The organism is Mycobacterium sp. (assembly GCF_032161845.1).
Classification (GTDB): domain Bacteria; phylum Actinomycetota; class Actinomycetes; order Mycobacteriales; family Mycobacteriaceae; genus Mycobacterium.
Genome location: NZ_JAVRQA010000190.1, coordinates 1 through 22,257, shown reverse-complemented (window position 1 = coordinate 22,257; position 22,257 = coordinate 1). Strand labels below are relative to the sequence as shown.

The 22,257-nt window shown below is 66.3% G+C and carries 22 protein-coding genes and 1 pseudogene; 13 read left to right on the top strand and 10 right to left on the bottom strand.

What is annotated here, in order from left to right; genetic code table 11:
* Positions 1-5: 5 nt before the first annotated feature.
* Both QOD90_RS10940 and QOD90_RS10935 read right to left on the bottom strand, forming a co-directional pair.
* Positions 6-1,016, bottom strand: coding sequence for a vWA domain-containing protein (locus QOD90_RS10940; RefSeq protein WP_526349495.1), 1,011 nt, complete (start codon positions 1,014-1,016; stop codon positions 6-8).
* Entirely contained in the window at positions 1,013-2,017 is a 1,005-nt protein-coding gene (locus tag QOD90_RS10935; protein ID WP_526349551.1) for a vWA domain-containing protein, read from the bottom strand. Before QOD90_RS10935 ends, QOD90_RS10940 begins: the two co-directional genes overlap by 4 nt.
* 157 nt (positions 2,018-2,174) lie before the next feature.
* Here QOD90_RS10935 and QOD90_RS10930 point away from each other — a divergent pair, with 157 nt between their 5' ends.
* The 3 genes from QOD90_RS10930 to QOD90_RS10920 all read left to right on the top strand — a co-directional run bounded on the left by QOD90_RS10930 (position 2,175) and on the right by QOD90_RS10920 (position 6,232).
* Positions 2,175-3,719: an ATP-dependent DNA ligase gene (locus tag QOD90_RS10930; RefSeq protein ID WP_526349493.1), complete on the top strand. Its 1,545-nt coding sequence runs from the start codon at positions 2,175-2,177 to the stop codon at positions 3,717-3,719.
* A gap of 78 nt (positions 3,720-3,797) precedes the next feature.
* Positions 3,798-6,095: a carbon starvation CstA family protein gene (locus QOD90_RS10925; protein WP_526349491.1), complete on the top strand. Its 2,298-nt coding sequence runs from the start codon at positions 3,798-3,800 to the stop codon at positions 6,093-6,095.
* Positions 6,095-6,232: a CstA-like transporter-associated (seleno)protein gene (locus QOD90_RS10920; RefSeq protein WP_526349489.1), complete on the top strand. Its 138-nt coding sequence runs from the start codon at positions 6,095-6,097 to the stop codon at positions 6,230-6,232. Before QOD90_RS10925 ends, QOD90_RS10920 begins: the two co-directional genes overlap by 1 nt.
* 16 nt (positions 6,233-6,248) lie before the next feature.
* Here the strand turns inward: QOD90_RS10920 and QOD90_RS10915 are convergent, their stop codons facing one another.
* From QOD90_RS10915 to QOD90_RS10905, 3 genes are read right to left on the bottom strand one after another with little or no spacing between them, the layout of a single operon-like run.
* The gene (locus tag QOD90_RS10915; RefSeq protein ID WP_526349549.1) at positions 6,249-7,469 is read right to left on the bottom strand and encodes a cytochrome P450; all 1,221 of its coding nucleotides are present in this window, start codon (positions 7,467-7,469) and stop codon (positions 6,249-6,251) included.
* An 11-nt stretch (positions 7,470-7,480) separates the two neighbouring features.
* Positions 7,481-8,353 (bottom strand): SDR family NAD(P)-dependent oxidoreductase, encoded by an 873-nt coding sequence (locus QOD90_RS10910; RefSeq protein ID WP_526349487.1) that lies wholly within the window; start codon positions 8,351-8,353, stop codon positions 7,481-7,483.
* Positions 8,334-9,386, bottom strand: coding sequence for an LLM class F420-dependent oxidoreductase (locus QOD90_RS10905; RefSeq protein WP_526349547.1), 1,053 nt, complete (start codon positions 9,384-9,386; stop codon positions 8,334-8,336). The genes QOD90_RS10910 and QOD90_RS10905 overlap by 20 nt, the downstream gene beginning before the upstream one ends.
* Before the next feature lie 89 nt (positions 9,387-9,475).
* Here QOD90_RS10905 and QOD90_RS10900 point away from each other — a divergent pair, with 89 nt between their 5' ends.
* The 5 genes from QOD90_RS10900 (at position 9,476) to QOD90_RS10880 (ending at position 13,415) form a co-directional block, all read left to right on the top strand.
* Positions 9,476-10,972: an acyl-CoA carboxylase subunit beta gene (locus tag QOD90_RS10900; RefSeq protein WP_526349485.1), complete on the top strand. Its 1,497-nt coding sequence runs from the start codon at positions 9,476-9,478 to the stop codon at positions 10,970-10,972.
* Positions 10,969-11,361, top strand: coding sequence for a lipocalin-like domain-containing protein (locus tag QOD90_RS10895; protein ID WP_526349483.1), 393 nt, complete (start codon positions 10,969-10,971; stop codon positions 11,359-11,361). Before QOD90_RS10900 ends, QOD90_RS10895 begins: the two co-directional genes overlap by 4 nt.
* 183 nt (positions 11,362-11,544) lie before the next feature.
* Complete coding sequence (locus QOD90_RS10890; RefSeq protein ID WP_526349481.1) at positions 11,545-12,651, top strand: type III polyketide synthase; 1,107 nt, start codon at positions 11,545-11,547, stop codon at positions 12,649-12,651.
* 9 nt (positions 12,652-12,660) lie between these two features.
* Positions 12,661-13,164: an isoprenylcysteine carboxyl methyltransferase family protein gene (locus QOD90_RS10885; RefSeq protein WP_526349479.1), complete on the top strand. Its 504-nt coding sequence runs from the start codon at positions 12,661-12,663 to the stop codon at positions 13,162-13,164.
* A gap of 41 nt (positions 13,165-13,205) precedes the next feature.
* A complete protein-coding gene (locus tag QOD90_RS10880) occupies positions 13,206-13,415 on the top strand; it encodes an RNA polymerase sigma factor (RefSeq protein WP_526349477.1) in 210 nt (69 codons plus the stop codon).
* Here the strand turns inward: QOD90_RS10880 and QOD90_RS10875 are convergent.
* The 3 genes from QOD90_RS10875 to QOD90_RS10865 are packed head-to-tail and all read right to left on the bottom strand — an operon-like array spanning position 13,390 to position 15,027.
* Positions 13,390-14,433: a TIGR03857 family LLM class F420-dependent oxidoreductase gene (locus tag QOD90_RS10875; protein WP_526349475.1), complete on the bottom strand. Its 1,044-nt coding sequence runs from the start codon at positions 14,431-14,433 to the stop codon at positions 13,390-13,392. The two genes, QOD90_RS10880 and QOD90_RS10875, sit on opposite strands and share 26 nt — an antisense overlap.
* A complete protein-coding gene (locus QOD90_RS10870) occupies positions 14,430-14,810 on the bottom strand; it encodes an ester cyclase (protein ID WP_526349473.1) in 381 nt (126 codons plus the stop codon). The genes QOD90_RS10875 and QOD90_RS10870 overlap by 4 nt, the downstream gene beginning before the upstream one ends.
* Complete coding sequence (locus QOD90_RS10865) at positions 14,803-15,027, bottom strand: hypothetical protein (protein WP_526349471.1); 225 nt, start codon at positions 15,025-15,027, stop codon at positions 14,803-14,805. Before QOD90_RS10865 ends, QOD90_RS10870 begins: the two co-directional genes overlap by 8 nt.
* A 69-nt stretch (positions 15,028-15,096) precedes the next feature.
* Between QOD90_RS10865 and QOD90_RS10860 the strand changes: the two are divergent.
* A pseudogene (locus tag QOD90_RS10860) lies at positions 15,097-15,282 on the top strand (TetR/AcrR family transcriptional regulator); the annotation flags it as partial.
* 403 nt (positions 15,283-15,685) lie between these two features.
* Here QOD90_RS10860 and QOD90_RS10855 read toward each other — a convergent pair.
* Positions 15,686-17,212 (bottom strand): carboxylesterase/lipase family protein, encoded by a 1,527-nt coding sequence (locus tag QOD90_RS10855; protein ID WP_526349469.1) that lies wholly within the window; start codon positions 17,210-17,212, stop codon positions 15,686-15,688.
* A gap of 107 nt (positions 17,213-17,319) precedes the next feature.
* Between QOD90_RS10855 and QOD90_RS10850 the strand changes: the two genes are divergently transcribed.
* Genes QOD90_RS10850 through mig form a run of 4 tightly spaced genes read left to right on the top strand, consistent with a single transcriptional unit; the run spans position 17,320 to position 21,206 of the window.
* A complete protein-coding gene (locus tag QOD90_RS10850; protein ID WP_526349467.1) occupies positions 17,320-18,330 on the top strand; it encodes a Rieske 2Fe-2S domain-containing protein in 1,011 nt (336 codons plus the stop codon).
* Positions 18,327-18,947, top strand: a complete 621-nt coding sequence (locus QOD90_RS10845) for a cysteine hydrolase family protein (RefSeq protein ID WP_526349465.1) — start codon at positions 18,327-18,329, stop codon at positions 18,945-18,947. The genes QOD90_RS10850 and QOD90_RS10845 overlap by 4 nt, the downstream gene beginning before the upstream one ends.
* The gene (locus QOD90_RS10840; protein WP_526349463.1) at positions 18,932-19,546 is read left to right on the top strand and encodes a PaaI family thioesterase; all 615 of its coding nucleotides are present in this window, start codon (positions 18,932-18,934) and stop codon (positions 19,544-19,546) included. The genes QOD90_RS10845 and QOD90_RS10840 overlap by 16 nt, the downstream gene beginning before the upstream one ends.
* A gap of 19 nt (positions 19,547-19,565) precedes the next feature.
* Positions 19,566-21,206 (top strand): medium-chain acyl-CoA ligase Mig, encoded by a 1,641-nt coding sequence (gene mig, locus QOD90_RS10835; RefSeq protein WP_526349461.1) that lies wholly within the window; start codon positions 19,566-19,568, stop codon positions 21,204-21,206.
* On the opposite strand, the gene QOD90_RS10830 is transcribed toward mig, so the two are convergent.
* The coding region (locus QOD90_RS10830) for an aldehyde dehydrogenase family protein (protein WP_526349459.1) at positions 21,203-22,257 on the bottom strand (1,055 nt) is incomplete at its 5' end. The genes mig and QOD90_RS10830 overlap by 4 nt on opposite strands.

The following is a 22,257-nucleotide window of genomic DNA, read 5'->3' as shown; positions in this document are numbered from 1 at the left end:
CCTTCTCAGACCGGAACGCGTCGGTTGGTGAGGACCGAGACCAGTACGGCCGCAGCCATCAGCACCGCGCCAAGGCGGATCCATGCCTCGCTGGCGTCGCCGCGAATGGTCTCGAAGCCGATCTGCTGCTGCAGGGCCGAGTACGCCCGCTTCAACTCGGCCAGATTGCCGGCGTGGAACGTCTGACCACCGGAGATGTCGGTGATCTGGTGCAGCGTCGCATCGTCGACGGGCACCGCAACCTGTTGCCCGCCGATGTCGACGACGCCGCCAGGCGTCCCAAACGAGATCGTCGAAATCGCAACCCCTTGGTCCTTGGCGGCGCGGGCCGCGGTGTAGGCCCCTCGGGGATCGTCGGGATTTCGCGGGACCGTCTCTGCGCCATCGGATTCCAGCACGATGTGTTCGGGGGCCGGGGTGTCGCCACCGCCCATCACCGCGCCAACGCTGGCGATGGCCTGCAGCGCGGTGAAGATGCCCTCTCCGGTGGCAGTGCGCTCTTCTGGCTGCAGACCGTCGATGGCTGCCGTCATGGCCGCGCGGTTGGTCGTCGGCGACACCAGCAGCGTCGCGCTTCCACCGAATGCGACCAGTCCCAGGTTGATTCCCGGCGTCAGCTCGTCCGCGAACTGCTTTCCCGCTTCCTTCGCGGCTGCCAACCGGGTGGGCGGGACGTCGGTCGAGACCATCGACTCGGACACGTCGATCACCAACATCACCACCGCCCGGTTCCGTGGGACGCGGACGTCGTGGGTCGGCGCCGCCAGCGCGATCGCGAGCATCGCCAGTGCGAGCACGAGTAGAACCGCCGGGACGTGTCGCCACCGGCGATCGCCCGACGGCGGCGCGATTCGTTGCAGCAGGTCCATGTTGGCGAACGGAAGCACGCGACGGTGCCTGCTGAATTGGACGACGACGTATGCCAGGACCAGCACCAGGATGATCAGCAGGTACAGGAAGTACCAGGCGTGGGCGAAGCCCGAGAGTGCCATGGGGCCAAGGAACGGCAGGCTCATGTCGGGAGCCGCCGGTTGATCGCCAGGGCGAGGGCGGCGCCGATGGTCGCGACGAACACCGCCATCCGCAGCCAGCCCTCGCTGGCCGGCCCAGGCAGCACCTGGAAGCCGATCTGCTTCTGCACCGATTCGTAGCTCTGGTTCAGCTGTTCGACGGTGGCGGCGGTGTAGGTCTGGCCGCCAGAAAGCTGGGCGATCTGGGCCATCGTGTCTCCACCGACGGGTACCGGCAGCCGTTGGTCGTTCAAGTCGACGAATCCGCCAGGGGTGCCGAACGAGATCGTCGAGACCGGCACCCCCTGGTCCCTGGCGAACCGGGCCGCGGTGTAGGCGCCTCGCGGGTTGCCGGGGTCGCCGGGCACGTTCTCGTCGCCGTCGGACAGCAGCACGATGCGCGCGGGCGGGGGTGACGTGTCGCCGTCGCTGCTGAGTACAGCCCCGACGGTCGCGATGGACTGCAGGGCGGTGAAGATGGCCTCGCCCGTCGCCGTCTTGTCGGCGGTCTGAAGTTTGTCGAGGGCGGTGATCGTGGCCTGGTGGTCGGGACTTGGCGCCACCAGCAGGTCGGCGTTGCCTGCGAATGCGACGAGGCCGAGATTGATCCCTGGCGTCAGGTGGCCGGCGAACTGCTTGGCGGCCTGCTGCGCGGCGGCGAGTCGGCTGGGCTGCACATCGGTGGCGCGCATCGACTGGGACACGTCGACGACGAGCATGATGACGGCACGGTTGCGAGGTATCCGGACGTCGCGCGTCGGTCCGGCCAGCGCGACCGTCAGCAGCATCAGCCCGACGAGCGTCAGGCCGATGGGGACGTGTCGCCAGCGCAGTGGCGCGGAGAGCGCCGACGGTTGGGCACCGACGAACCGCTCGACCCGCCGTCGCCTACGGATCTGCGCGGCAACGTAGAGCACCAGAAGGCACAGCGGTACCAGCGCGAACAGAAATAGCCAGCGATGCTCGAAACCCGTCCACGTGATCGTGCCAATCACCGGCAAGGTCAGCACGGTCGCCCTTCTGGTCCGGGAGGTGAACGATCTAGCAGCGAGTGTGGCTGCGGTTCCTGACCGTCGACTGCGATGTTGCTTGGATGACGTTGTTTGGATGACGTTGTTTGGATGACGTTGCAAGGATGTCCGACCTCCGTGCCAGGCTGACCACGTGCTGCTCGTCGACGTCGCCATCGCGTCCGCCGAGGTTGGCGCCGTCTCGGCGCGCTCGGGCAAGATCGGTCGCATCGCCGATCTGCTGACCGTTGCCGCCACGGAAGCCGATCCCGAACTCATTGCCGTCATGGTCGCCTGGCTTTCCGGTGAGTTGCCGCAACGGCAGATCGGCGTCGGCTGGGCAGCTCTGCGGTCACTGCCGCCATCCGCCGCGGAGCCGTCGCTGACGGTGGCGGGGGTGCACGCCACGTTCACCGAGATCGGGCTCGTGTCGGGCAAGGGTTCGCAGCTCCGACGGTCGGAGTTGCTGACCGCGCTGTTCGCCGCATCCACCGAGCCCGAGCAGACGTTCCTGCGACGCCTGCTCGGTGGCGAGCTGCGCCAGGGCGCCCTCGCCGGCGTGATGGCCGACGCGGTCGCCAAGTCGGCCGACGTTCCCGCGGCGCAGGTGCGTCGGGCCGCGATGCTGGGCGGCGACTTGCCTGCCGTCGCGGCAGCTGCCCTCACCGAAGGCAGGGCCGCGCTCTCACAGTTCACGCTCCAGGTCGGCCGCCCGGTGGGTCCGATGCTCGCCCAAACGGCGACCGGGGTGGAGGACGCCCTCGAAAAGCTCGGCGGCACAGCCATCTTCGAAGCCAAACTCGATGGTGCCCGGGTTCAGATCCATCGCCGCGGCGACGAGGTCGCGATCTACACCCGCAGCCTCGACGACGTCACGGCGCGGCTGCCCGAAGTGGTGGAAGCCGTACTTTCCCTTCCGGTCACCACGCTCATCGCCGATGCCGAAGCCATCGCGCTGCGTCCCGACGCGCGGCCACACCGGTTCCAGGTGACGGCGTCGCGGTTCGGCCGCAAGGCCGACATCTCGGCCGCGCGGGCCGCACAGCCGTTGTCCGTGTTCTACTTCGACGTTCTCCACCTCGATGGTGTCGACCTCCTGGATGCACCGGCGACCGAACGGGCCGAAGCGTTGCAGTCGATCGTCGGACCGCAGTATCGCGTCGATAGCCTCACGACCTCGGAATCTGCAGCGGCGCAACAGTTCCTGGCCGCCACCCTTGCCGCCGGGCATGAAGGCGTGATGGCAAAGTCGCTCACTTCGCCGTATGAGGCAGGCAAGCGGGGGTCGGGTTGGCTGAAGGTCAAACCGGTCCACACGCTCGATCTGGTGGTCCTCGCGATCGAGTGGGGCTCGGGGCGACGCACCGGCAAGCTCTCCAATATCCACCTCGGCGCCCTCGATCCGGCTACCGGTGGATTCGTGATGCTCGGCAAGACGTTCAAGGGCATGACCGACGCCATGCTCGACTGGCAGACCGACCGCTTCACCGAACTGGCGGTCGATGGCACCGCCGGCTACGTGGTGCGAGTCCGGCCCGAGCAGGTCGTCGAGATCGCCTTCGACGGGGTGCAGGGCTCGACCCGCTACCCGGCCGGCATGGCGCTGCGATTCGCCAGGGTGCTGCGATACCGGGACGACAAGAGCCCCGCCGAAGCGGACACGATCGACACCGTGCGGGCCTTCTACGAGGACCACTAACCACGGCGTGTGGAGACGGCGACGCTGAATGGCGGCGTTTCTGCCAACCGGCCGTGTCCGCGATGGAAGGATCGGGCCATGGCCTCACCCCCGATCCCCGCCGGCGCGGCTCGTCTGGAAGAAACCGACGGCGACCTCACCTACATCCGCAACGAAGCCGATCTACCGCCGGTGGCGATCATCGACAGGTCACCGATCACCGCGAAGCACAAGATCGTCTTCGCGATCATCGCGCTGCTGGGGGCCACCGCCTGGGCCGTGATCGCCTTCTTCCGCGGAGAGACGATCAGTGCGGTGTGGTTCGTGATCGCTGCGGTGTGCACGTACGTCATCGGCTACCGGTTCTACGCCCGCCTGATCGAGATGAAGATCGTCACCCCCCGCGACGACAACGCCACCCCGGCAGAGGTGTTCGAGAACGCCACCGACTACATGCCCACCGACCGGCGGGTGCTGTTCGGCCACCACTTCGCGGCGATCGCTGGCGCGGGCCCCCTCGTCGGTCCGGTGCTCGCCATGCAAATGGGCTATCTGCCGGGCACCATCTGGATCATCATCGGCGCGGTCTTCGCCGGCTGCGTGCAGGACTACCTGGTGCTGTCGATCTCGGTCCGCCGACGTGGCCGCTCGCTCGGCCAGATGGCCCGCGACGAACTGGGCACCGTCGGTGGCGTCGCCGCGATCGTCGGCGTGCTGGTGATCATGGTGATCCTGCTGGCGGTACTGGCCCTCGTCGTCGTCAACGCACTCGCCGAGAGCCCGTGGGGCGTCTTCTCCATCTCCATGACCATCCCGATCGCCCTCTTCATGGGCCTCTATCTGAGATTCCTGCGACCGGGCCGGGTCTCGGAGGTCTCGCTGATCGGCGTGGCGCTCTTACTACTGGCCGTGGTGGCCGGCGGCTGGGTGGCCGAAACCGCCTGGGGCACGGACTGGTTCACCCTCTCGAAAGTGACCCTGTCGTGGTGCATCATCGCCTACGGCCTCGCCGCCTCGGTGCTGCCGGTCTGGCTGCTGCTCGCCCCGCGCGACTATCTGTCGACGTTCATGAAGGTCGGCACCATCGTCCTGCTGGCCATCGGCATCCTGATCGCGCGCCCCGTCATGGAGGCACCGGCGATCTCGACGTTCGCGGCCAGCGGCACCGGTCCCGTCTTCGCGGGCTCACTCTTCCCGTTCCTGTTCATCACCATCGCCTGCGGCGCCCTATCGGGCTTTCACGCCCTGATCTCCTCGGGTACCACTCCGAAGCTGTTGGAGAAGGAAAGCCAGATGCGGCTGATCGGCTACGGCGGCATGCTGACGGAGTCCTTCGTCGCGATCATGGCGCTCATCACCGCGGCGATCATCAATCAGCACCTCTACTTCACGATGAACGCGCCCACCGCCTCGACCGGCACCACCGCGCAGACCGCGGCCGACTACGTCAACGGCCTCGGCCTGTCCGGGTCCCCGATCACCGGTGCGGAGATCACCGCGGCGGCGGAGGGCGTTGGCGAGGAGTCGATCGTGTCTCGCACCGGCGGCGCCCCGACGTTGGCGTTCGGCATGTCCGAGGTGCTGCACCAGGTCTTCGGCGGCACCGGACTCAAGGCGTTCTGGTACCACTTCGCGATCATGTTCGAGGCCCTGTTCATCCTCACCACGGTCGACGCAGGTACTCGCGTCGCGCGATTCATGTTGTCCGACGGCCTAGCGAATCTCGGTGGGCCACTAAAGAAGTTGCGCAACCCGAGCTATCGCGTGGGTGCGTGGGCGTGCAGCATCATCGTGGTGGCCGCGTGGGGCAGCATCCTGCTGATGGGTGTCACCGACCCACTCGGCGGGATCAACACGCTGTTCCCGTTGTTCGGCATCGCCAACCAGCTACTGGCTGCCATCGCGTTGACGGTGGTCACCGTCGTCGTCATCAAGCGTGGTTTGCTGAAATGGGCCTGGATTCCCGCGCTTCCACTCACCTGGGATCTGATCGTCACGATGACCGCATCGTGGCAGAAGATCTTCTCCGGCGACCCGAAGGTGGGCTACTGGACCCAGCACTTCCAGTACAGCAATGCCAAGGAGGCCGGCAAGACCGCATTCGGGGCGGCGAAGAACGCGGGCCAACTCGACGCCGTCATTCGCAACACGTTCATCCAGGGCACCCTGTCGATCGTGTTCGCCGTGCTGGTGGTCATCGTGGTCGCCGCCGGAGTCATCGTGGCGCTCAAGGCCATTCGTGGCAGCGGTCGCCCACTCAGCGCGGATGAACCGGTACCGTCCCGGATCTTCGCACCGTCGGGCATGATCCCGACCGCAGCCGAGAAGGAGGTGCAAAAGCAATGGGACGCCTTGCCACACTCGGCCGGCAGATCGGTTGGTACTGCAGCTCACTGATGGGCGACAACCACTATCAGCGCTACGTCGTCCATCGGGAACGCACCCATCCGGACGAACCCGTGATGTCCGAGCGGGACTACTGGCGCATGCGCCACGACGCGACCGAGCGAAATCCCCAGTCCCGCTGCTGCTGACTAAGCGCCCAGTTCCCTAACGCAGCTCGTACCGGATCGGAAGATGCTTGAGGCCGCCGACGAAGATCGTGGCCGTGTGCGCGGGTTCGCCAGCCAACTCGATCGACTTGAGCCGCGGTACCAGCGCCGAGAAGAAACTGTTCACCTCCATGCGCGCCAACGCCGCCCCCAGACAGAAGTGCACGCCGTAACCGAACGCCACGTGCTTGTTGGGGGCGCGCCCGATGTCGAAGCGGAACGGGTCGGTGAAGACGTCCTCGTCCCGATTGCCCGACGGGTAGGACAACAGCGCCGACTCCCCCGCCGCAATCGGAACGCCGCGAATCATGGTGTCCTCCTGCGCAGTTCGCATGAACTCCTTGACCGGAGTGACCCACCGGATCATCTCCTCGGTCGCCAGCCCCATCAGGTCGGGATCGTCGCGAAGGCGCTGCAGTTGGTCGGGGTTTTCGATGAGCGCCAGCAGTCCGCCGGAGATGGTCGCGCTGGTGGTGTCGTGGCCCGCGGTCGCGACGATCACGTAGTACGACACCGTGTCGACATCGGACAGCGGCTCGCCGTCGACGAGGGCGTTCGCGATCGCCGAGGCCAGATCCTCCGTCGGCTGCTCGCGCCGCGCTGCGGTCACCGCGTTGAAGTACCCGAACATGTCGAGCAGAACGGCGAGTTGGTCCTCCTTCGAGGCCCCCGCATTGAACTCCGCGTCGTCATTGCCGAACAGTTCCTGGGTGTACTGCAGCATCCGCGGGAAGTCGGACTCGGGTACCCCCAGTAGCGACATCATCACGAACAGCGGAAAGTTCACCGCCACTTCTTGGACGAAGTCGCATTCCGGGCCCACTGCGGCCATGTGGTCGACGTAGCGCGTCGCGAGCTCGTCCACGCGAAGTTTCATGGCGCGCATTGCTTTCGGGCGGAACCAGTCGCCGCCGATCGCCCGCACTACGCGGTGCTGCGGATCGTCCATGTGAATCAGAGTGCTGATGCCGACGCCGGCTTGGAGCTCGTCGGACTCGGCGGTCATCAGCACGGGCCGTGGCGAATTGGTGAAGACGTCGTTGGCGCGTTCGATTGCCATGATGTCGGCATGCTTGGTGACGGCCCAGAACGGCCGATAGTTCGGCACGTCGACCCACGACACCGGTGCCGTGGCGCGTAGATGGGTGAGTGCCCGATGCAAGGCCGCCTCATCGGTGTAGGCGAGCGGGTCCGCCAGTACCCTCGCGGCCTCGTCCATGATCGGCGTGCTCATCGTGTGCTCCAATCATCGTCGTTTCCAACCACTCCCGTAGCCGCCTGAGCGCGCTCCTCGTAGGACCGCCGCGCGTCGGCATCGAAATCGAGGAACACCCGGTCCGTTCCGGTGCGCCGGTTCAGCCATCGCCTGCCGCGTGGGCCGAGCATGTTCGTGACGGCGAGGATGAAACGCAGCCCGCCGGGCACCGAGACGTGTGTCTTGGGCTTGTCGAGCACCTTCACGATGGCGGCCGCGATGTCTTCCGGCTCTGCCGGCCTGTTGGCGGCGACTCCGCCGGTGCCGCTGATCAACTCGGTGTTGGTGAACGGCGGCATCACGACGCTCACCTCGACACGGTGCGGGGCGAACTCGTCGGCCAACGCGGTGGACAATCCCACGACGGCGAATTTCGTTCCGGCGTAGACCACCTGGCCAGGAACGGCCACCATCCCGGCCAGGGATGCGACGTTGACGATGTGCCCGCTGCGCCGCGCGACCATCTCTGGCAGCACCAACCGACAACCGGTGAGCACGCCGTAGAAGTTGACCTCGATCGAGGAGCGGATGGCCTGCTCCGACTGGTCGAGGAACGGACCGATCGGCATCACGCCCGCGTTGTTGATCAGCACGTCGAGGTGCCCTGCCCCGTCGGCGCGGGCCTCGTCCAGGAACATCGCAAAGGAGGCCGCATCGGTCACGTCCAGCGGGTGCCCGGAGACCGCGCCTGCGTCGGAAAGACTCGTCACCGCTGCCTCGAGCCGAGCAACGTCGCGATCGCCGATGACCACCCTGGCCCCGCGGGCGAGCAGCGCCCGCGCCGTCGCGTAACCGATGCCACGCGCGCCGCCGGTGACGGCGACGGTCCTACCCCTGATGTTGTCCATCGCCACTTTCCTTGCGCACCTCGTCGAGGACCGCGTCGATCGCCGCCTCCGACAACCCGGCCGGGAACGCGGGCAGCACGCGGTCGATGACGCCGTCGCACCGCGCTTTCAGTGCCTCCGCCACCTCGGCCAGTGGAGCGACCACGGCGAAGGCCCGCAGCACGTCGTCGTCGACGAGTTGGCCCATGGCATCCCACCGCCCTTCCCTCGACAACCGGTGCAACTCGGCATGCAGATCGCCCCACCCGTGCAGGTCGAGCACCTTGCGGTAGTCGGGTGTCGAGCCGTAGAACGCAATCTGCTTCCGGGTGGCCGCAGCGGCGTGCGCCATCTGCTCCTCCGTCTCACCGGTGACGACGAAGACGGGGCAGGAAACCTGAAATGCGTTGCGATCGCGATCCGCTCGCTCCAGCCCTCGCAGCAGTGCCGGGGCCGTGACTTCTTGGGAGTAACGCTTCGTCGTGAACGCGTGAGCCAGCAGCCCGTCGGCAACCTCACCGCTCATCTCCGTCATCGCCTCGCCAACGGCGGCGATGAACACCCGCGGGAAGGCGTGCGGCATCGGTTCCGGGGTGAACATCGGCGTCATCAGCCGGTGGGTGTAGAACTCGCCGTCGAAGTCCAGCCTGCTACCGTCCTGCCAAGCGGTCCAGATCGCCTGCAAGGCATGGACGAATTCGCGCATCCGTCGAACCGGGTGACTCCACGGCATGCTGAAACGCCTCTCGATGTGCGCCCGAACCTGGGTGCCCAGACCAAGATTGAAGCGGCCCGCCGAGTAGGCCTGCAGATCCCACCCGAGGTGGGCGACGGTCATCGGGTTGCGGGCGAACGCGACCGCAATGCTGGTTCCGACCTCGAGACGCGACGTGTGTTCGGCGGCCAGCATCACCGGCAGGAACGGGTCGTGGTTGATCTCGCCCGCCCAGCACCCGTCGTAGCCCCGCCGCTCGAGCGCTCCGACCACGGCCGGGACCCGGCCGAGTTCGCTGGGTATGCCCCTGTCGATCTTGAGCAACCCAACCCCGCTCACCACAGTGGTCGACGCTACAGTAAGCAATTCAGTATGGTCAACGCCGATACTCCAGACGGCACCGGCACCCACCTGTGAGGATGGCACCCATGACGAAGGCGCAGGATTGGCAGCACACGCTCGACGACCTCGAGCGTCGCCGCCAGCACACCTGGGCGATGGGTGGCACCGAGCGGCTAGCCAAGCATCACGACACGGGCAAGCTCGATGCCAGGACCCGCCTCGATCGACTGCTCGACAAGGGCTCGTTCCGCGAGATCGGCACCTTGGTCGGCGGTGAAATCGCAGCCGACGGCATCGTCGTTGGCTCCGGTCAAGTAAACGGCTCGCCCATCATGGTCGGCGCTGAGGACTTCACCACGCTGGCGGGCAGCATCGGGCCCGGTGGGAACTCCAAGCGCTACCGGATCGCCGAACTCGCTCTGCGGGATCGGATTCCGCTGGTGATGCTGCTCGAAGGGGCCGGCTTCCGGCCGACCGGCGGGCACTACGGCCGCACACCGACCGATCTGCTGGCGCAGGCCAGGTGTTCGGGGCAGGTTCCCACCGTCGCCGCGGTACTCGGCCCCTCGGCCGGCCACGGTGCGCTGGTGGCGCCGGTGTGCGACTTCAGGATCATGAGCCGCCAGGGCGCCATCTTCACTGCGGGCCCGCCGGTGGTCAAGGAGTCGACGGGAGAAGAGATCTCCAAGGAGGACCTCGGTGGCCCGAACGTCGCTCTCCAGAGCGGGGTGATCCACAACGTCGGCGAGGACGACGAAGCGGTGATCGACGACATCCGCCGATACCTGTCCTACTTCCCTTCGAGCGCCTGGTCCTATCCCCCGGCATTGGCCGCCGACGAGGCTACGGTGCCACGGCCGACCCCCGAGCTACTCGACGTCATCTCGCGTGACAATCGCCGGGTCTACGACATGCGCGCCGTGCTGAACGTGATCTTCGACCGCCCGGACTGGTTCGAGGTGCAGCCGCGCTTCGGTAGGGCCATCATCTGCGGGCTCGCCCATCTCGGTGGTCATCCGGTGGCCGTGGTCGCCAATCAACCTCAGGTGATGGCCGGTTCGATCGATGCAGACGCCGCCGACAAGGCAGCGCACTTCATCATGGTCGCCGACTCGTTCCATCTGCCGATCGTGTTCCTCGCAGACAACCCCGGGATGATGCCGGGCAGCAGGTCGGAGAGCGCCGGCGTATTGCGCAGCGGGGCAAGGATGTTCGCGGCCCAGACCGCCGCCACGACGCTGAAGTTGCACGTCACCCTGCGCAAGGCGTACGGATTCGGGTCGATGGTCATGTCTCTGTTGGGGTTCGACGAGCAGGTCGCCACCTATGCCTACCCTGGCGCGACGATGGGAGCGATGAGCGCGGCGGCGCTGAGTCGCGCCACCCACGCGGAGGACGATCTCAGTACCAAGCTGCGTGACGCCGAACTCGAGGCGTCCTATCGGTCGGCCGAGCATCTCGGCTTCGACGAACTGATCGACCCCCGCGAGACCCGTGACGCCCTGCTAGCAGGCCTGCAGCGTGGGCTGTCCAGCAGGCAGGCGGCCGCGGAGCCCGTGAGCCGCACGGTCATCCTGCCGTGACGTCGCTGCGGGAAGCCATTCTCGGGACGTGGGAGTTGACGTCGTTCGTCGCCAGTGACGACACCACCGGCCAGCAACGTCGCCCGCTCGGCGCCGCGCCGCGAGGCTTGATCCTCTACACCGCAGATGGATTCATGTCGGCCCAACTCGCCAGGGCAGACTTGACCGAGTACGTCGCCTACGGTGGCCGGTTCACCATCGATGAACGTACGTCGATCCTTCACCACGAGGTGACCATGTCGACGATGCCGGAACTGTTGGCACAGCCTCAATTTCGACTGGCAGCGGTGGACGGCAACCACCTGACGCTGTCGGCCACCACCGCGGGCGCCGATGGCACCACGACGCACGCCCGCCTGGTGTGGCGGCGGGCGGGCGATTCTCGATGACAGCTGATCCGTCCACGAAACTGGCAGCCAAAATTCAGCGGAATGCCAGCTGAGACAACATCGCTCACTCGGCACGATGTTTCTCACCGGGCCGCCGATATTCCCATCGCGAACGCATGGTGTTTAGCTTCACAATGTTCCAGAAAGTCGAACCGCTGAGGGCCGTCCGCCGTCTGCATTGGTATGACGAACAAAACACGAACCGAGTCGCTGGACTCATTGGCCATCAGCAGAATCGGCGCACCACGCATTGCCGGAACCGGGGTGGCATTCACGCCACACCGCTACCACCAGGACGACGTCGCGCGCGCGCTCACCACGGTCGGCGGACCGGAGTTCATGCGGTTCGCTCAGACCAGCGGGGTGGACTACCGCAACCTCGCACTACCGCTCTCGCGCTATCCGGCGATGGCGGGCTTCACCGAAGCGAATGACGCCTACGTCGAAGTCGCCACCGAGTTGGGTCAGCAGGCGGTGCTGTCGGCGTTGGATGCCGCGAACATCAGGCCTGATGAGGTCGACGCGATCTTCATGGTGTCGAGCACCGGCGTGGCAGTGCCGACCGTCGATGCCCGAATCGCATCGAGCATCGGGTTACGCCCCGACGTGAAGCGCGTCCCGCTCTTCGGGTTGGGGTGCGTTGCGGGTGCGGCCGGGATGGCCCGCGTCCACGACTACCTGCGTGGCTTTCCCGGCCATGTCGCCGCCTTGGTGTCGGTCGAACTGTGTTCACTCACACTCCAACACGACGACACGTCCATCCCGGCACTCATCGGCGTTTGCCTGTTCGGCGACGGCGCCGCGTCGGTGATCGCCACCGGGGCGAACTGGACGCCCCACCACCCGGCCCAAGGTTCGGGCCCGACGGTACTGGCCACCAGGAGCCGGCTCTTTCCCGGCACCGTCGACGTCATGGGTTGGAACGTCAGTGCCAATGGATTCGGGCTGGTGTTGTCCAAAGACGTGCCCAAGATGGCCGATGACTACCTTGGCGAAGAGGTCGACCGGTTTCTCGCCGACCACGGACTGTCCGTCGACGACGTCACGACGTGGGTCTGCCATCCAGGTGGGCCGAAGGTTCTATACGCGATCGAGAACGCGGTCGGCATGGCGCCGCAAGCCCTTGCCCACAGTTGGGACTCGATGCGGGAGCACGGCAACATCTCGTCGGCGTCGGTGCTGGACGTCCTCGGTAGGACGATCGCAACCCCGCCGCCCAGCGGTTCACTGGGCGTGATGCTCGCGATGGGGCCGGGGTTCAGCTTCGAACTACTTCTGCTGAGCTGGTAGGGCCTGACCATGTACTACCTCTTCATTCTCGCGATCGGGCTCGAACGATTGGTGGAGCTCGTCGTGTCCCGACGCAACGCGCGTTGGTCTATTGCGCAGGGCGGCAAAGAGTTCGGTCGCGGTCACTACCCGGCGATGGTCGCGATGCATACGCTTCTGCTCGTCGGCTGCGTGGTCGAGGTCTGGACACTGCACCGTCCCTTCATCCCATGGCTGGGCTGGCCGATGCTGGTCATCGTGATGCTGAGCACTGTCACCCGGTGGTGGTGCGCAACGGTATTGGGCAAACATTGGAATCCGCGGGTGATCGTGATCCCGAACGCGCCACTCGTCCAACGTGGCCCATATCGATGGTTGCACCATCCCAATTACGTGGCCGTGGTCGCGGAGGTGGTGGCACTACCCCTTGTCCATTCGGCATGGCTGACCGCGGTCGCGTTCACCACGGCGAACGCCCTAGTACTGACGGTGCGGATCCGAACCGAGAACGAGGCCCTGGGCTATGCCAGCTAGCTGCAATGACGTCAGCCCATCGGGTCGGCACGTTGGAAGCCATGAGCACGTCCCGATGCCTCGCCGAGGCGATGATGTCGTTGCCCGCCGACGAACGGGTCATCCTTGTTCACGCACGTCATTCGAGCTGGTCGGTCGAGCAGATTGCGCGCCACTTCGACCTCTCCCCTGACGTCGTCAAGGTGCGGCTACACGATGCGCTGCGACGGCTGCTGGCAGGTAGCGCTAATGGCCGGCCCGATACGCCGTGACGATCGGTTCGAGTTCGTCGGGCGTGGCGCCGTGCATGATCACGGCGTCGGCACCGTAGCCGAACTCCTTGCGGATCCGGTCCACGCACCGCTGCGCCGATCCCGTCGCCGACGGCTCGAGCCATTCGTCGGGGATCAGCGTCGCGATGTGCTCGATCTGTGCGGCCGTTGCCTTGTGGTCGATCCCGCCGGGGACCGACGTGACCACCGGATCCTCCCGGAAACGTTGGAGCACAGCCGGATCCCAACCGTTGGTGGACACCAGCAGATCACCGTAGCCCTGCAGGTAGGTCGCGAGTCGGGCGACGGTCTTCTTCAGCCGCAGTTCCTCGGGCAGATGGTCACCGACGGTGGCGAAGCAGGACCACACCTTCACGGTGTCCGGGTCGCGCCCCGCCTGTTCGGCCGCTTCCTTGACCGTCTTCACACTGCGCTGCAGAGTCTCTGGGGTGAAGTAGGTGTGCAGGATGACGTCGTCGAACTCGCGTCCGCCCAGCGCGAGGGTCTGCGGGCCGAAGGCCACCAGACCCAATCGGATGTCCTCGTCGAAGTCGGGGTCCAGGAACAGCACCTGATACTTGCCGATCGGGCCGTCGTGGCCGAACACCACCTCGCCATGCCACAGCTTTCGCATGACCTGTGCGAAGTCCTCCATCTGGGCGGTCGTCACCGCAGGCACCCCGAAGGCGTCGTACATCGCTGCGATCCCGCGCCCGATGCCGAGGGTGAAGCGTCCGCCCGACAGCCGGTGCATGGTGGTGGCCCATGAACCGGTGATCAGCGGGTGACGGGTGTTGTGATTGGTCGCCGCGGTGGCGATCTGCATCCGGCTGGTCACCGCGCACGCAGCACCCACCAGCGACGAGGCCTCCTTGATGTTCCATCGCTCCGAGATGAACGCGGTGCCAAAGCCCAGCTCCTCGCCGCGCCGAGCTTCGTCCATCAACGACGCCGGACCCTCGCCACCCGCGCCGGCCAAGAGGTAGTAACCCAATTCGTCGAGGACCCGTTCGGTCATGCCCACGCTCCCAGCTTGTAGCCGCAATTCCAGACTTCGACGATCTGGCCGTTCACGACGCGGAAGACCTCGATGCTCGCCACCTTCACGTCGTCCTCGCCCTTGGTCATGGTCGAATCCCACACCATGGCGACGTGCTCTCCGTCGCCGCCGTCGATGACGATGTTGAGGTCGAACCGCAACGAGTCCATCTCGGACCAGGTGTCGGTGACGCGCTTGAGCGCCTGTGCCCTCGTCAGCGTCGTCGATTCGCCGACGTCATGGCGAATCATGTTGTCGGCGATCAATTCCTCGGCCAGCTCGAATCTCTTGCCGTTCCACAATTCGAGGTTGTAGGCCTGCACGACTTCACGCGCGGTCCGCACCGGGCTAGTCATCGAATACCTCCACTGCGTCGATCTCGTCGATGGTGGCCATCGCGCGGTCGGTCAGAGTTAGACACAGTTGGCGCGACCGTTCGGGCAAGACCTCCCAACCCAGCAGTGCGATGCGTTCCGCCCGAATCCCGACGACGTCGGCGCGCAGGAGGTCACTGAGCCACGGCGCAGTCACGTCGTCGATGCCGGCAGGCACCGCCGCCATGGCTGAGTTCACCAGCACCTCCCCTTCGAGGTATTTGACGATGAACAACTAAGTTAGTTGTCGAGCGTCTAATATGCAAGGGTGCCCTCCCCCGCCCGCGGCCTCACCCAGCCTCAGCGCGTGGAGATTTCGAGTCACAAACTGATCGCCGCAGCGGCCGAGCTGATCACCGAGAAGGGCTGGGAGGCAACGACAGCGGCTGAGATCGGTCGTCGCGCCGGCTACAGCAGGGCCATGGTCCACGCCAGGTACGGCAGCAAGGACGCCATCCTCGACTCGCTGTTTCGCACGACGTACGAGGCGCAGTTCGACACCGCCGACGAACACGGCGAGAACGGGTTGGAGCAGGCTCTCGGGCACTTCAAGCGGATTACCGGGCTTTACGACGAGGACCGCGAGTTTCTGCGGGCGATGTTCGTGTTGACGTTCGAGGCGGTGAAGTCGACCTCCCCGATTCGTCCTCGCATGCAGGACTGGCTGACGCGCGGCGCCGCGACCGTCGAGACCGGCCTGCGGGCCGGCGTCCGCGACGGCTCCGTACGCACCGACGTCGACGTCGACTCCGCCGTCACCGACATCAGCACCGCGGGCCTGGGCGTGGCCTATCACTGGATCGTTTTCGCCGACGCGTACCCACTCGACGACGGTCTGAATGCGGTGCGCAAGAGGATCATTCGGGACTATGCGGCGCCTTCCACCGCACGGCGGCGTCCGCCCACGCCTGTCGCCGCAGCGGAGTCGGATCGCGTTCCACCCGCGAGCGCCGATCGAAGATCATCGTCGCGCGGTCGGACCCGGAGTACCGCGGCCAATCCTCGCCGGGCACACCCGACCGGGTGAACGATCGCCACCGCCGTTGCACGTCCCGACTGACGTCGCGAGCGGAGCGCCAGTCGCCTGCAACGGTGAGCATCGAGCCCGTCCGGGTCGCGTAGACGTCGAACACGGCAAGCAGTTCGCTGGCATGGGTGGCGCCGAACCCCGACCAGTTCATCGTGCGCGGCGCGTAGTCGTACCGATACAGGTACGTCGAAGCATGGGTGCTGTGCGCTTCGGCGAACTGCCAGGCATGCCGTCCGAAGGTGAAGTCCGTACCGAAGGAGAGACATGCGTCGCGATGCGGGTATCCCGGGTAGGACGCCCGCATCCGCTGCGCCGCTGCGGGTTCCATGTCGGATAGCAGGCGTTCGATGACCCGCTGATTCGTCGGCAGGTGATCCATGAACCTGGCGAACAGGCTGGCCTCCTTGGCGTTGCTACCGACGATCAACGGGACCCGGTGCGCCTGACCACTCGTCATCGCCTCAATCGGATCGACGGGTAGCTGATCGGTGCCGGAGGTGGCCCCGATGCCGAATGAGTCCGGCGTCTTCTCGATGGTGTCCAACATCAGGCGTTCGAGTGACCTGACGAGCAACGACGGCCGGGCGGTCATCACAGCCCGAGCGCCGTCGGCGGGATCGACGCCGATCGTCTCGAGGAATCGTCGTGCCTGTTCGGCTGCTGCGTCGACGGATCGGATGAGCCCACCAGGGGGGCTCTCCGAGATCGCTTGGTGAAACAGGCCGCCCGCCTCCGGCACCGCAAGGAGTGTCGCGACGGCGTGCGCGCCGGCGCTCTCACCGAAGATGGTGACGTTGTCCGGATCGCCACCGAACTCCGCGATGTTGTCCCGAACCCAGCGCAGGGCCATCACGAGATCGCGTAGGAACAGGTTGGCATCGATCGGATGCTCCCGCGTCGACAGCGCCGACAGATCGAGACACCCGAGCGCCCCCAGTCGGTAGTTCGCAGACACGTACACACAGCCCCGGCGGGCCAGCGCGGCGCCGTCGTAGATCCCGGTCGCGGAGCTCCCGAACATGTAACCGCCACCGTGGATGAAGAACATCACGGGCAACGGTCCGTCGGACCCGTCGGTGGCGGTCACCACATTGAGCGTCAGGCAGTCCTCCCCCATCGGCTGCCTGACACCGGGACTCAGCATCGCGTAGCGGGGATCCTGCGGCGCGCAGTTGGCGAAGTCGTCGCAGAACCGCACGCCACGCCACGGCAATGGCGGCAGTGGCGCGCGGAATCGCAATGGCCCGAGCGGTGCCCGCGCACAGGGGATGGCCCGCCACCTGGTGACGCCGGCCCGCTTGAAACCGCGAACGGCGCCAGCCGTCGTGGGCACCCGCACCTTCGGTTCGATCACGTCCTTGCCAGCTTTCCCAAGGTCTTCCCGAGCCCGCTGACCCGGACCCACCCCGTGTTACCGTAACTCTTACAGTAGAGGGTGCGAGCAGTGGAGGGCCAACGCCTGTGAAGGTTCCGTTCACGTGGAAGGTCACCGGCTGGTTCATGGTTGGCTGGTCGCCGGAGTTCCCCGTTGGTCACACGCGGCCACTGAACTACTTCGGCGAAGAGCTGATGGCCTACCGCGACGCGTCCGGCGACCTGCACGTCATGGAGGCCCACTGCAAGCACCTCGGCGCTCACCTCGGGCACGGCGGCACCGTCGTCGGCGACTGCGTGGAGTGTCCGTTTCACGGTTGGCGCTGGGGACCCGACGGCACCAACCGCTTCATTCCCTATCAGCCGGATCGGCCCAACCGAGGGCTGAAGCTGCGGGTCTACCCCGTCAGGGAACAGTACGACTGCGTGTTCGTCTGGCATCACCCTCTCGGCGTCGAACCGCAGTGGGAGATGCCCGACATCTTCACGTCGTTTCCGCAGTACGAGACCGACCCGCAGGCCTACTACCGGCCTTACCCCGAGTTCTCTCAGATCGCCGAGCGGGAACCGGTACACCCCCAGATCGTGGCAGAGAACGGGCCCGACAGTGCGCATTTCCAGTACGTCCACCGCTCAACGGTGACGCCGAAGTTGTTGGACTGGAACATCGTCGACCAAGAATGGCGCTTCCTGACGGGCTGGCCGGCTACCGACGGCGAGGATCCGGACGAAATGGCGTTGCGAATCCATAGCAACATGTTCGGACTCGGCGGCGCGATCAGCGTGTTCGCCGGCCAGTCCAACCATCGGCTGATCTTCGCCTGCACACCGGTCGAGGACGGCTTCTCGACCATGTTCTACTCGATCTGGGAGCCGCGGTTGCCGGGCGACCAGTCCGACGTGCCGCCCGACGCGGTCCGCAAGCGCATCGAGAAGCAGTTTCTCGGCACGGTGTGGGACGACTTGGATATCTGGCGCTACCAGCGCTACGTCGAGAACCCGGCGTTGTCCCGAGTCGACGCGAAACCGTATCTGGCGCTGCGTAAATGGGCCAGCCAGTTCTATGACATTCCGCCCGTCAGCGCACCCGCTTCGTGAAGCCCGATTTCTCCGACCTGGTGGCCCCGGCTCACACCGCGGTCGTGACGCAGGAGTGCCAGGGCGCCGTGATGGGACCGCGTGCTGGCCTGGCGGTACTGGCCGCCGAGGCTCGGCGGGAGGCCCTGCCCAACATCGTCCGGTTGTTGCCCGCCGCCCGAGCCGCAAATGTCCGGATCGTGCACTGCCTCGTCCAGCGGCGGCCCGATGGGCTCGGCTCGAATCACAACGCCCGACTGTTCGCCAGCGCAGGCAAGGGGGTCGACATCACGCCGGAGAGCGAAGGTGCGGCGCTGCTAGGAGAACTCGGCCCCGAGCAGGAGGACCTGGTGCTGACCCGATGGCACGGCGTTGGGCCGATGGGTGGCACCGATCTGGACGCCGTCCTGCGTAACATGGGCGTCGCCACGATCGTCGCCGTCGGCGTCTCGCTGAACGTGGCAATCCCGAACCTCGTCATGGACGCCGTCAACAAGGGCTATCGCGTCGTGTTGGCACGCGACGCCGTGGCGGGCTACCCCGCCGAATACGGTGCAGCCATGATCGAGAACAGTTTGTCGCTGCTCGCCACCATCACCACCACCGACGAACTGCTTGCGACATGGAAGGCATCGTGACGGAGACCCGCGGCTTCCCAGAATTGAAACCCGTTGCGGCGCCGCCCGAATTGGACGGGTTCGCCGCCGCAGTGCGGCGGCTGCAGGATCTCGCCGTGTCGACCGCACCCGACTCGGCGACCTGGCGGGCCGCCACCGATCAGATCGAAGGGATCTGCGACGTCCTCGAGCCGTTCGCGGTCCCGGACGGGCAGGCGCCCGCGGGCCGGGCCATCACCCTGCCCGGCCTCGGGCATCCCCTGATGCCGCCGTGGACGATCACGTCCTCCGACGAGGGCGGCGTCACGATGGAGGGGCACTTCACGCGCTTCCACGTTGGCGGCAACATGGCGGTACACGGTGGCGTCGTGCCGCTCTTCTACGACTGGCACTTCGGCATGGTCGTCTCGGCCGCTGGGCGCCCCATCAGCCGCACCGCCTACCTGCACGTCGACTACCGCGCCATCACCCCGATCGACGCACCGTTGATCAGCCGCGGGCACATCGAGAGAGTCGATGGTCGCAAGGCCTTCATCACCGCCACCATGACCGACGCCGACGGCACCGTGTTGAGCGAGGCCAACGGACTGATGATCAAGCTGCTCCCCCACCAGCCATGACCCGAGGATCACGTCAAGGATGACAATGGAATTCACCGTCCCGGCCGTGCTCGACGCCATCGCGGATCGGATCGGCGACCGCGTCCTGCTCACCCAGGGCGACCGTCGATACACCTACGCCGAGATCGTCGAACGGTCCAACCGCCTTGCGTCCTATCTGCATTCGCGCGGCCTGGGCTGCCAGACCCCCCGTGGGTCACTCGCCGGGCACGAAATCGGTCAGGACACGCTGGGCATCTACGCGTACAACGGCAACGAGTTCGTCGAGGGTCTGCTCGGTGCGTTCCGCGCTCGGGTGGCGCCGTTCAACGTCAACTACCGCTACGTCAAGGACGAGTTGCACTACCTGTTGACCGATTCCGCCGCGACGGCACTGCTCTATCACGCGACGTTCGCGCCCCGGGTGGCCGAAATGCTGCCGACTCTGCCGAAGTTGCGGGTGCTCATTCAGATCGCCGACGGGTCGGGCAACGATCTGGTCTACGGCGCCGTCGACTACGAAGCGGCCCTCGCCGCCAGCGCTCCCAAGGCGCCGCCGGTGCAACCTTCGCCCGACGATCTCTACGTGCTCTATACCGGTGGCACCACCGGCCTGCCGAAGGGCGTGCTGTGGCGTCAGCACGACATCTTCATGACCTCGTTCGGCGGTCGGGACCTGTACAGCGGCACGGCGGCCGAGTCCTACGACGAGATCGCCGACCGGGCCGCGGCCGGGACGGGGACCAAGCTGATGGTCCTTCCTCCGCTCATCCACGGCGCCGCCCAATGGGGTGTCATGACCGCCATGACGACGGGTCAATCGGTGGTGTTCGCCTCGGTGGTCGATCACTTCGACGCCGACGACGTCGTCGCGACGATCGAGCGGCAACAGGCGATGGTGGTGACGGTGGTTGGGGACGCCATGGCCAGACCACTCGCCGAGGCGATCGAACGAACGACGGCCGACGTCTCCTCGCTTGCGGTGGTGGCCAATGGAGGTGCGCTGCTCACTCCGACTACCAAGCAACGACTGATCGACGCGAAGCCGGGCCTGATCGTCATCGACGGTGTCGGATCATCGGAGACCGGTGCGCAGCTCACGCACATGTCGGCCTCCGGCGCCGTCTCGACCGGCACGTTCAAGCCAGGACCGGACACCTTCGTGGTCTCCGAAGGGCTCGGCCACGTGCTCGAGCCCGGGCACGACGGCATGGGATGGCTCGCGCAGCGCGGCTACGTTCCGTTGGGTTACAAGGGCGATCCGGTCAAGACGGCCGCGACGTTCCCGGTTCTCGACGGGGTGCGTTACGCGGTACCCGGTGACCGTGCCCGGCACCTCGCCGACGGCTCCATCGAGCTGCTCGGTCGTGACTCCGTCACCATCAACTCCGGCGGCGAGAAGATCTTCGCCGAAGAGGTGGAGATGGCGATCGCCTCGCACCCGGCCGTGGCCGACGTGGTGGTCGCAGGCAGATCGAGCGAACGTTGGGGCCAGGAGGTCGTTGCCGTGGTGGCACTAGCCGACGGCGCAGCCGCGACGGCCGGCGAGTTGATCGCCCATGCGGCAACGGCATTGGCTCGCTACAAGCTGCCGAAGGCGGTGGTCTTCCGGCCGGCCATCGAGCGGAGTCCCGCGGGCAAGGCGGACTACCGCTGGGCGCGCGAGCAGGCCGGGGCCTAACCCTTCAACCGCCGGCTGGTGCGACGGCGCGCCATCCGCAGCGAGACCTCCGCATACAGCTTCATCGGCCGGGTGAACGGTGGTGCGGCGGAGCCGGTGAGGCTGAACGGAAGGTCACTGCCGACCACCGAACGCTGGTGGCTGAACGCATCGAATCCGGCCTTGCCGTGGTACGCGCCCGTGCCACTGCGACCCACCCCACCGAACGGTGCTGCCGACGGGATCATCTGCGCGGCAAAGTCATTGCGCGCCACACCCCCGCTGCGGGTGCTGCGGACGAAGTTGCGGAAGTCCTCCCCGTCGGGCCCGTACCAATACGCCACCAGGGGCGCCGGTCGTTGATTGATGTAGTCGATGGCGTCGTCGAGACCGGCATAGCCCATCACGACCAGAACGGGTCCGAAGACTTCGTCGCTGGCGATCTTCATCCGATCGTCGACGTCACGGACGATGGTCGGCGCGATCTTTCGGGTGACGCGGTCGGGAAGCACTTCGCCGCTGGGCGCAACGGTTTCGACGCGGGCACCGTTGGCGCGGGCATCGTCGATCAGGCCGACCACCCTGTCGAAGTTGGCGTCGTTGACCGACGAGCAGTAGTCGGCGTTGGAGACGATCGCCGGGAACATCCCGTGAAGCGTCTCGCGCGCGACGTCCACGAACGTGTCGATCCGATCCTCTGGGACGAAGACGTAGTCGGGGCAGACGCATACCTGCCCACCGTTGACCATGCGCGCCTTTGCAATTCGTGCCGCCGAGCGTCGGACGTCCGCATCTGGCGCGACCACCACGGGGTTCTTGCCGCCGAGTTCCAGCGTCACGGGTACGAGGTTGGACGAGGCAGCCCGCTGCACCAGTGCGCCCACCGTTGGCGAACCCGTGAAGAAGAGGTGATCGAACGGTAGCTCTGAGAATGTGGCCGCCACCTCGGGCCCACCGGTGGCGACGCTGAGTTCGTCGGCGGCGAAGTACCTGGGCACCGCGTCCTTCATGAGTTCCGCAGTGCGCGGGGTGATCTCGGACATCTTGATCATCACGCGGTTACCCGCGGCGA

Bases quoted from the DNA above. Each gene is read 5' to 3' on its own strand.
- QOD90_RS10940 (WP_526349495.1), bottom strand. From the start codon at position 1,016: ATGAGCCTGCCGTTCCTTGGCCCCATGGCACTCTCGGGCTTCGCCCAC.
- QOD90_RS10925 (WP_526349491.1), top strand. From the start codon at position 3,798: ATGGCCTCACCCCCGATCCCCGCCGGCGCGGCTCGTCTGGAAGAAACC.
- QOD90_RS10920 (WP_526349489.1), top strand. From the start codon at position 6,095: ATGGGCGACAACCACTATCAGCGCTACGTCGTCCATCGGGAACGCACC.
- QOD90_RS10915 (WP_526349549.1), bottom strand. From the start codon at position 7,469: ATGGACGAGGCCGCGAGGGTACTGGCGGACCCGCTCGCCTACACCGAT.
- QOD90_RS10910 (WP_526349487.1), bottom strand. From the start codon at position 8,353: ATGGACAACATCAGGGGTAGGACCGTCGCCGTCACCGGCGGCGCGCGT.
- QOD90_RS10900 (WP_526349485.1), top strand. From the start codon at position 9,476: ATGACGAAGGCGCAGGATTGGCAGCACACGCTCGACGACCTCGAGCGT.
- QOD90_RS10890 (WP_526349481.1), top strand. From the start codon at position 11,545: ATGACGAACAAAACACGAACCGAGTCGCTGGACTCATTGGCCATCAGC.
- QOD90_RS10885 (WP_526349479.1), top strand. From the start codon at position 12,661: ATGTACTACCTCTTCATTCTCGCGATCGGGCTCGAACGATTGGTGGAG.
- QOD90_RS10880 (WP_526349477.1), top strand. From the start codon at position 13,206: ATGAGCACGTCCCGATGCCTCGCCGAGGCGATGATGTCGTTGCCCGCC.
- QOD90_RS10875 (WP_526349475.1), bottom strand. From the start codon at position 14,433: ATGACCGAACGGGTCCTCGACGAATTGGGTTACTACCTCTTGGCCGGC.
- QOD90_RS10870 (WP_526349473.1), bottom strand. From the start codon at position 14,810: ATGACTAGCCCGGTGCGGACCGCGCGTGAAGTCGTGCAGGCCTACAAC.
- QOD90_RS10840 (WP_526349463.1), top strand. From the start codon at position 18,932: ATGGAAGGCATCGTGACGGAGACCCGCGGCTTCCCAGAATTGAAACCC.
- mig (WP_526349461.1), top strand. From the start codon at position 19,566: ATGACAATGGAATTCACCGTCCCGGCCGTGCTCGACGCCATCGCGGAT.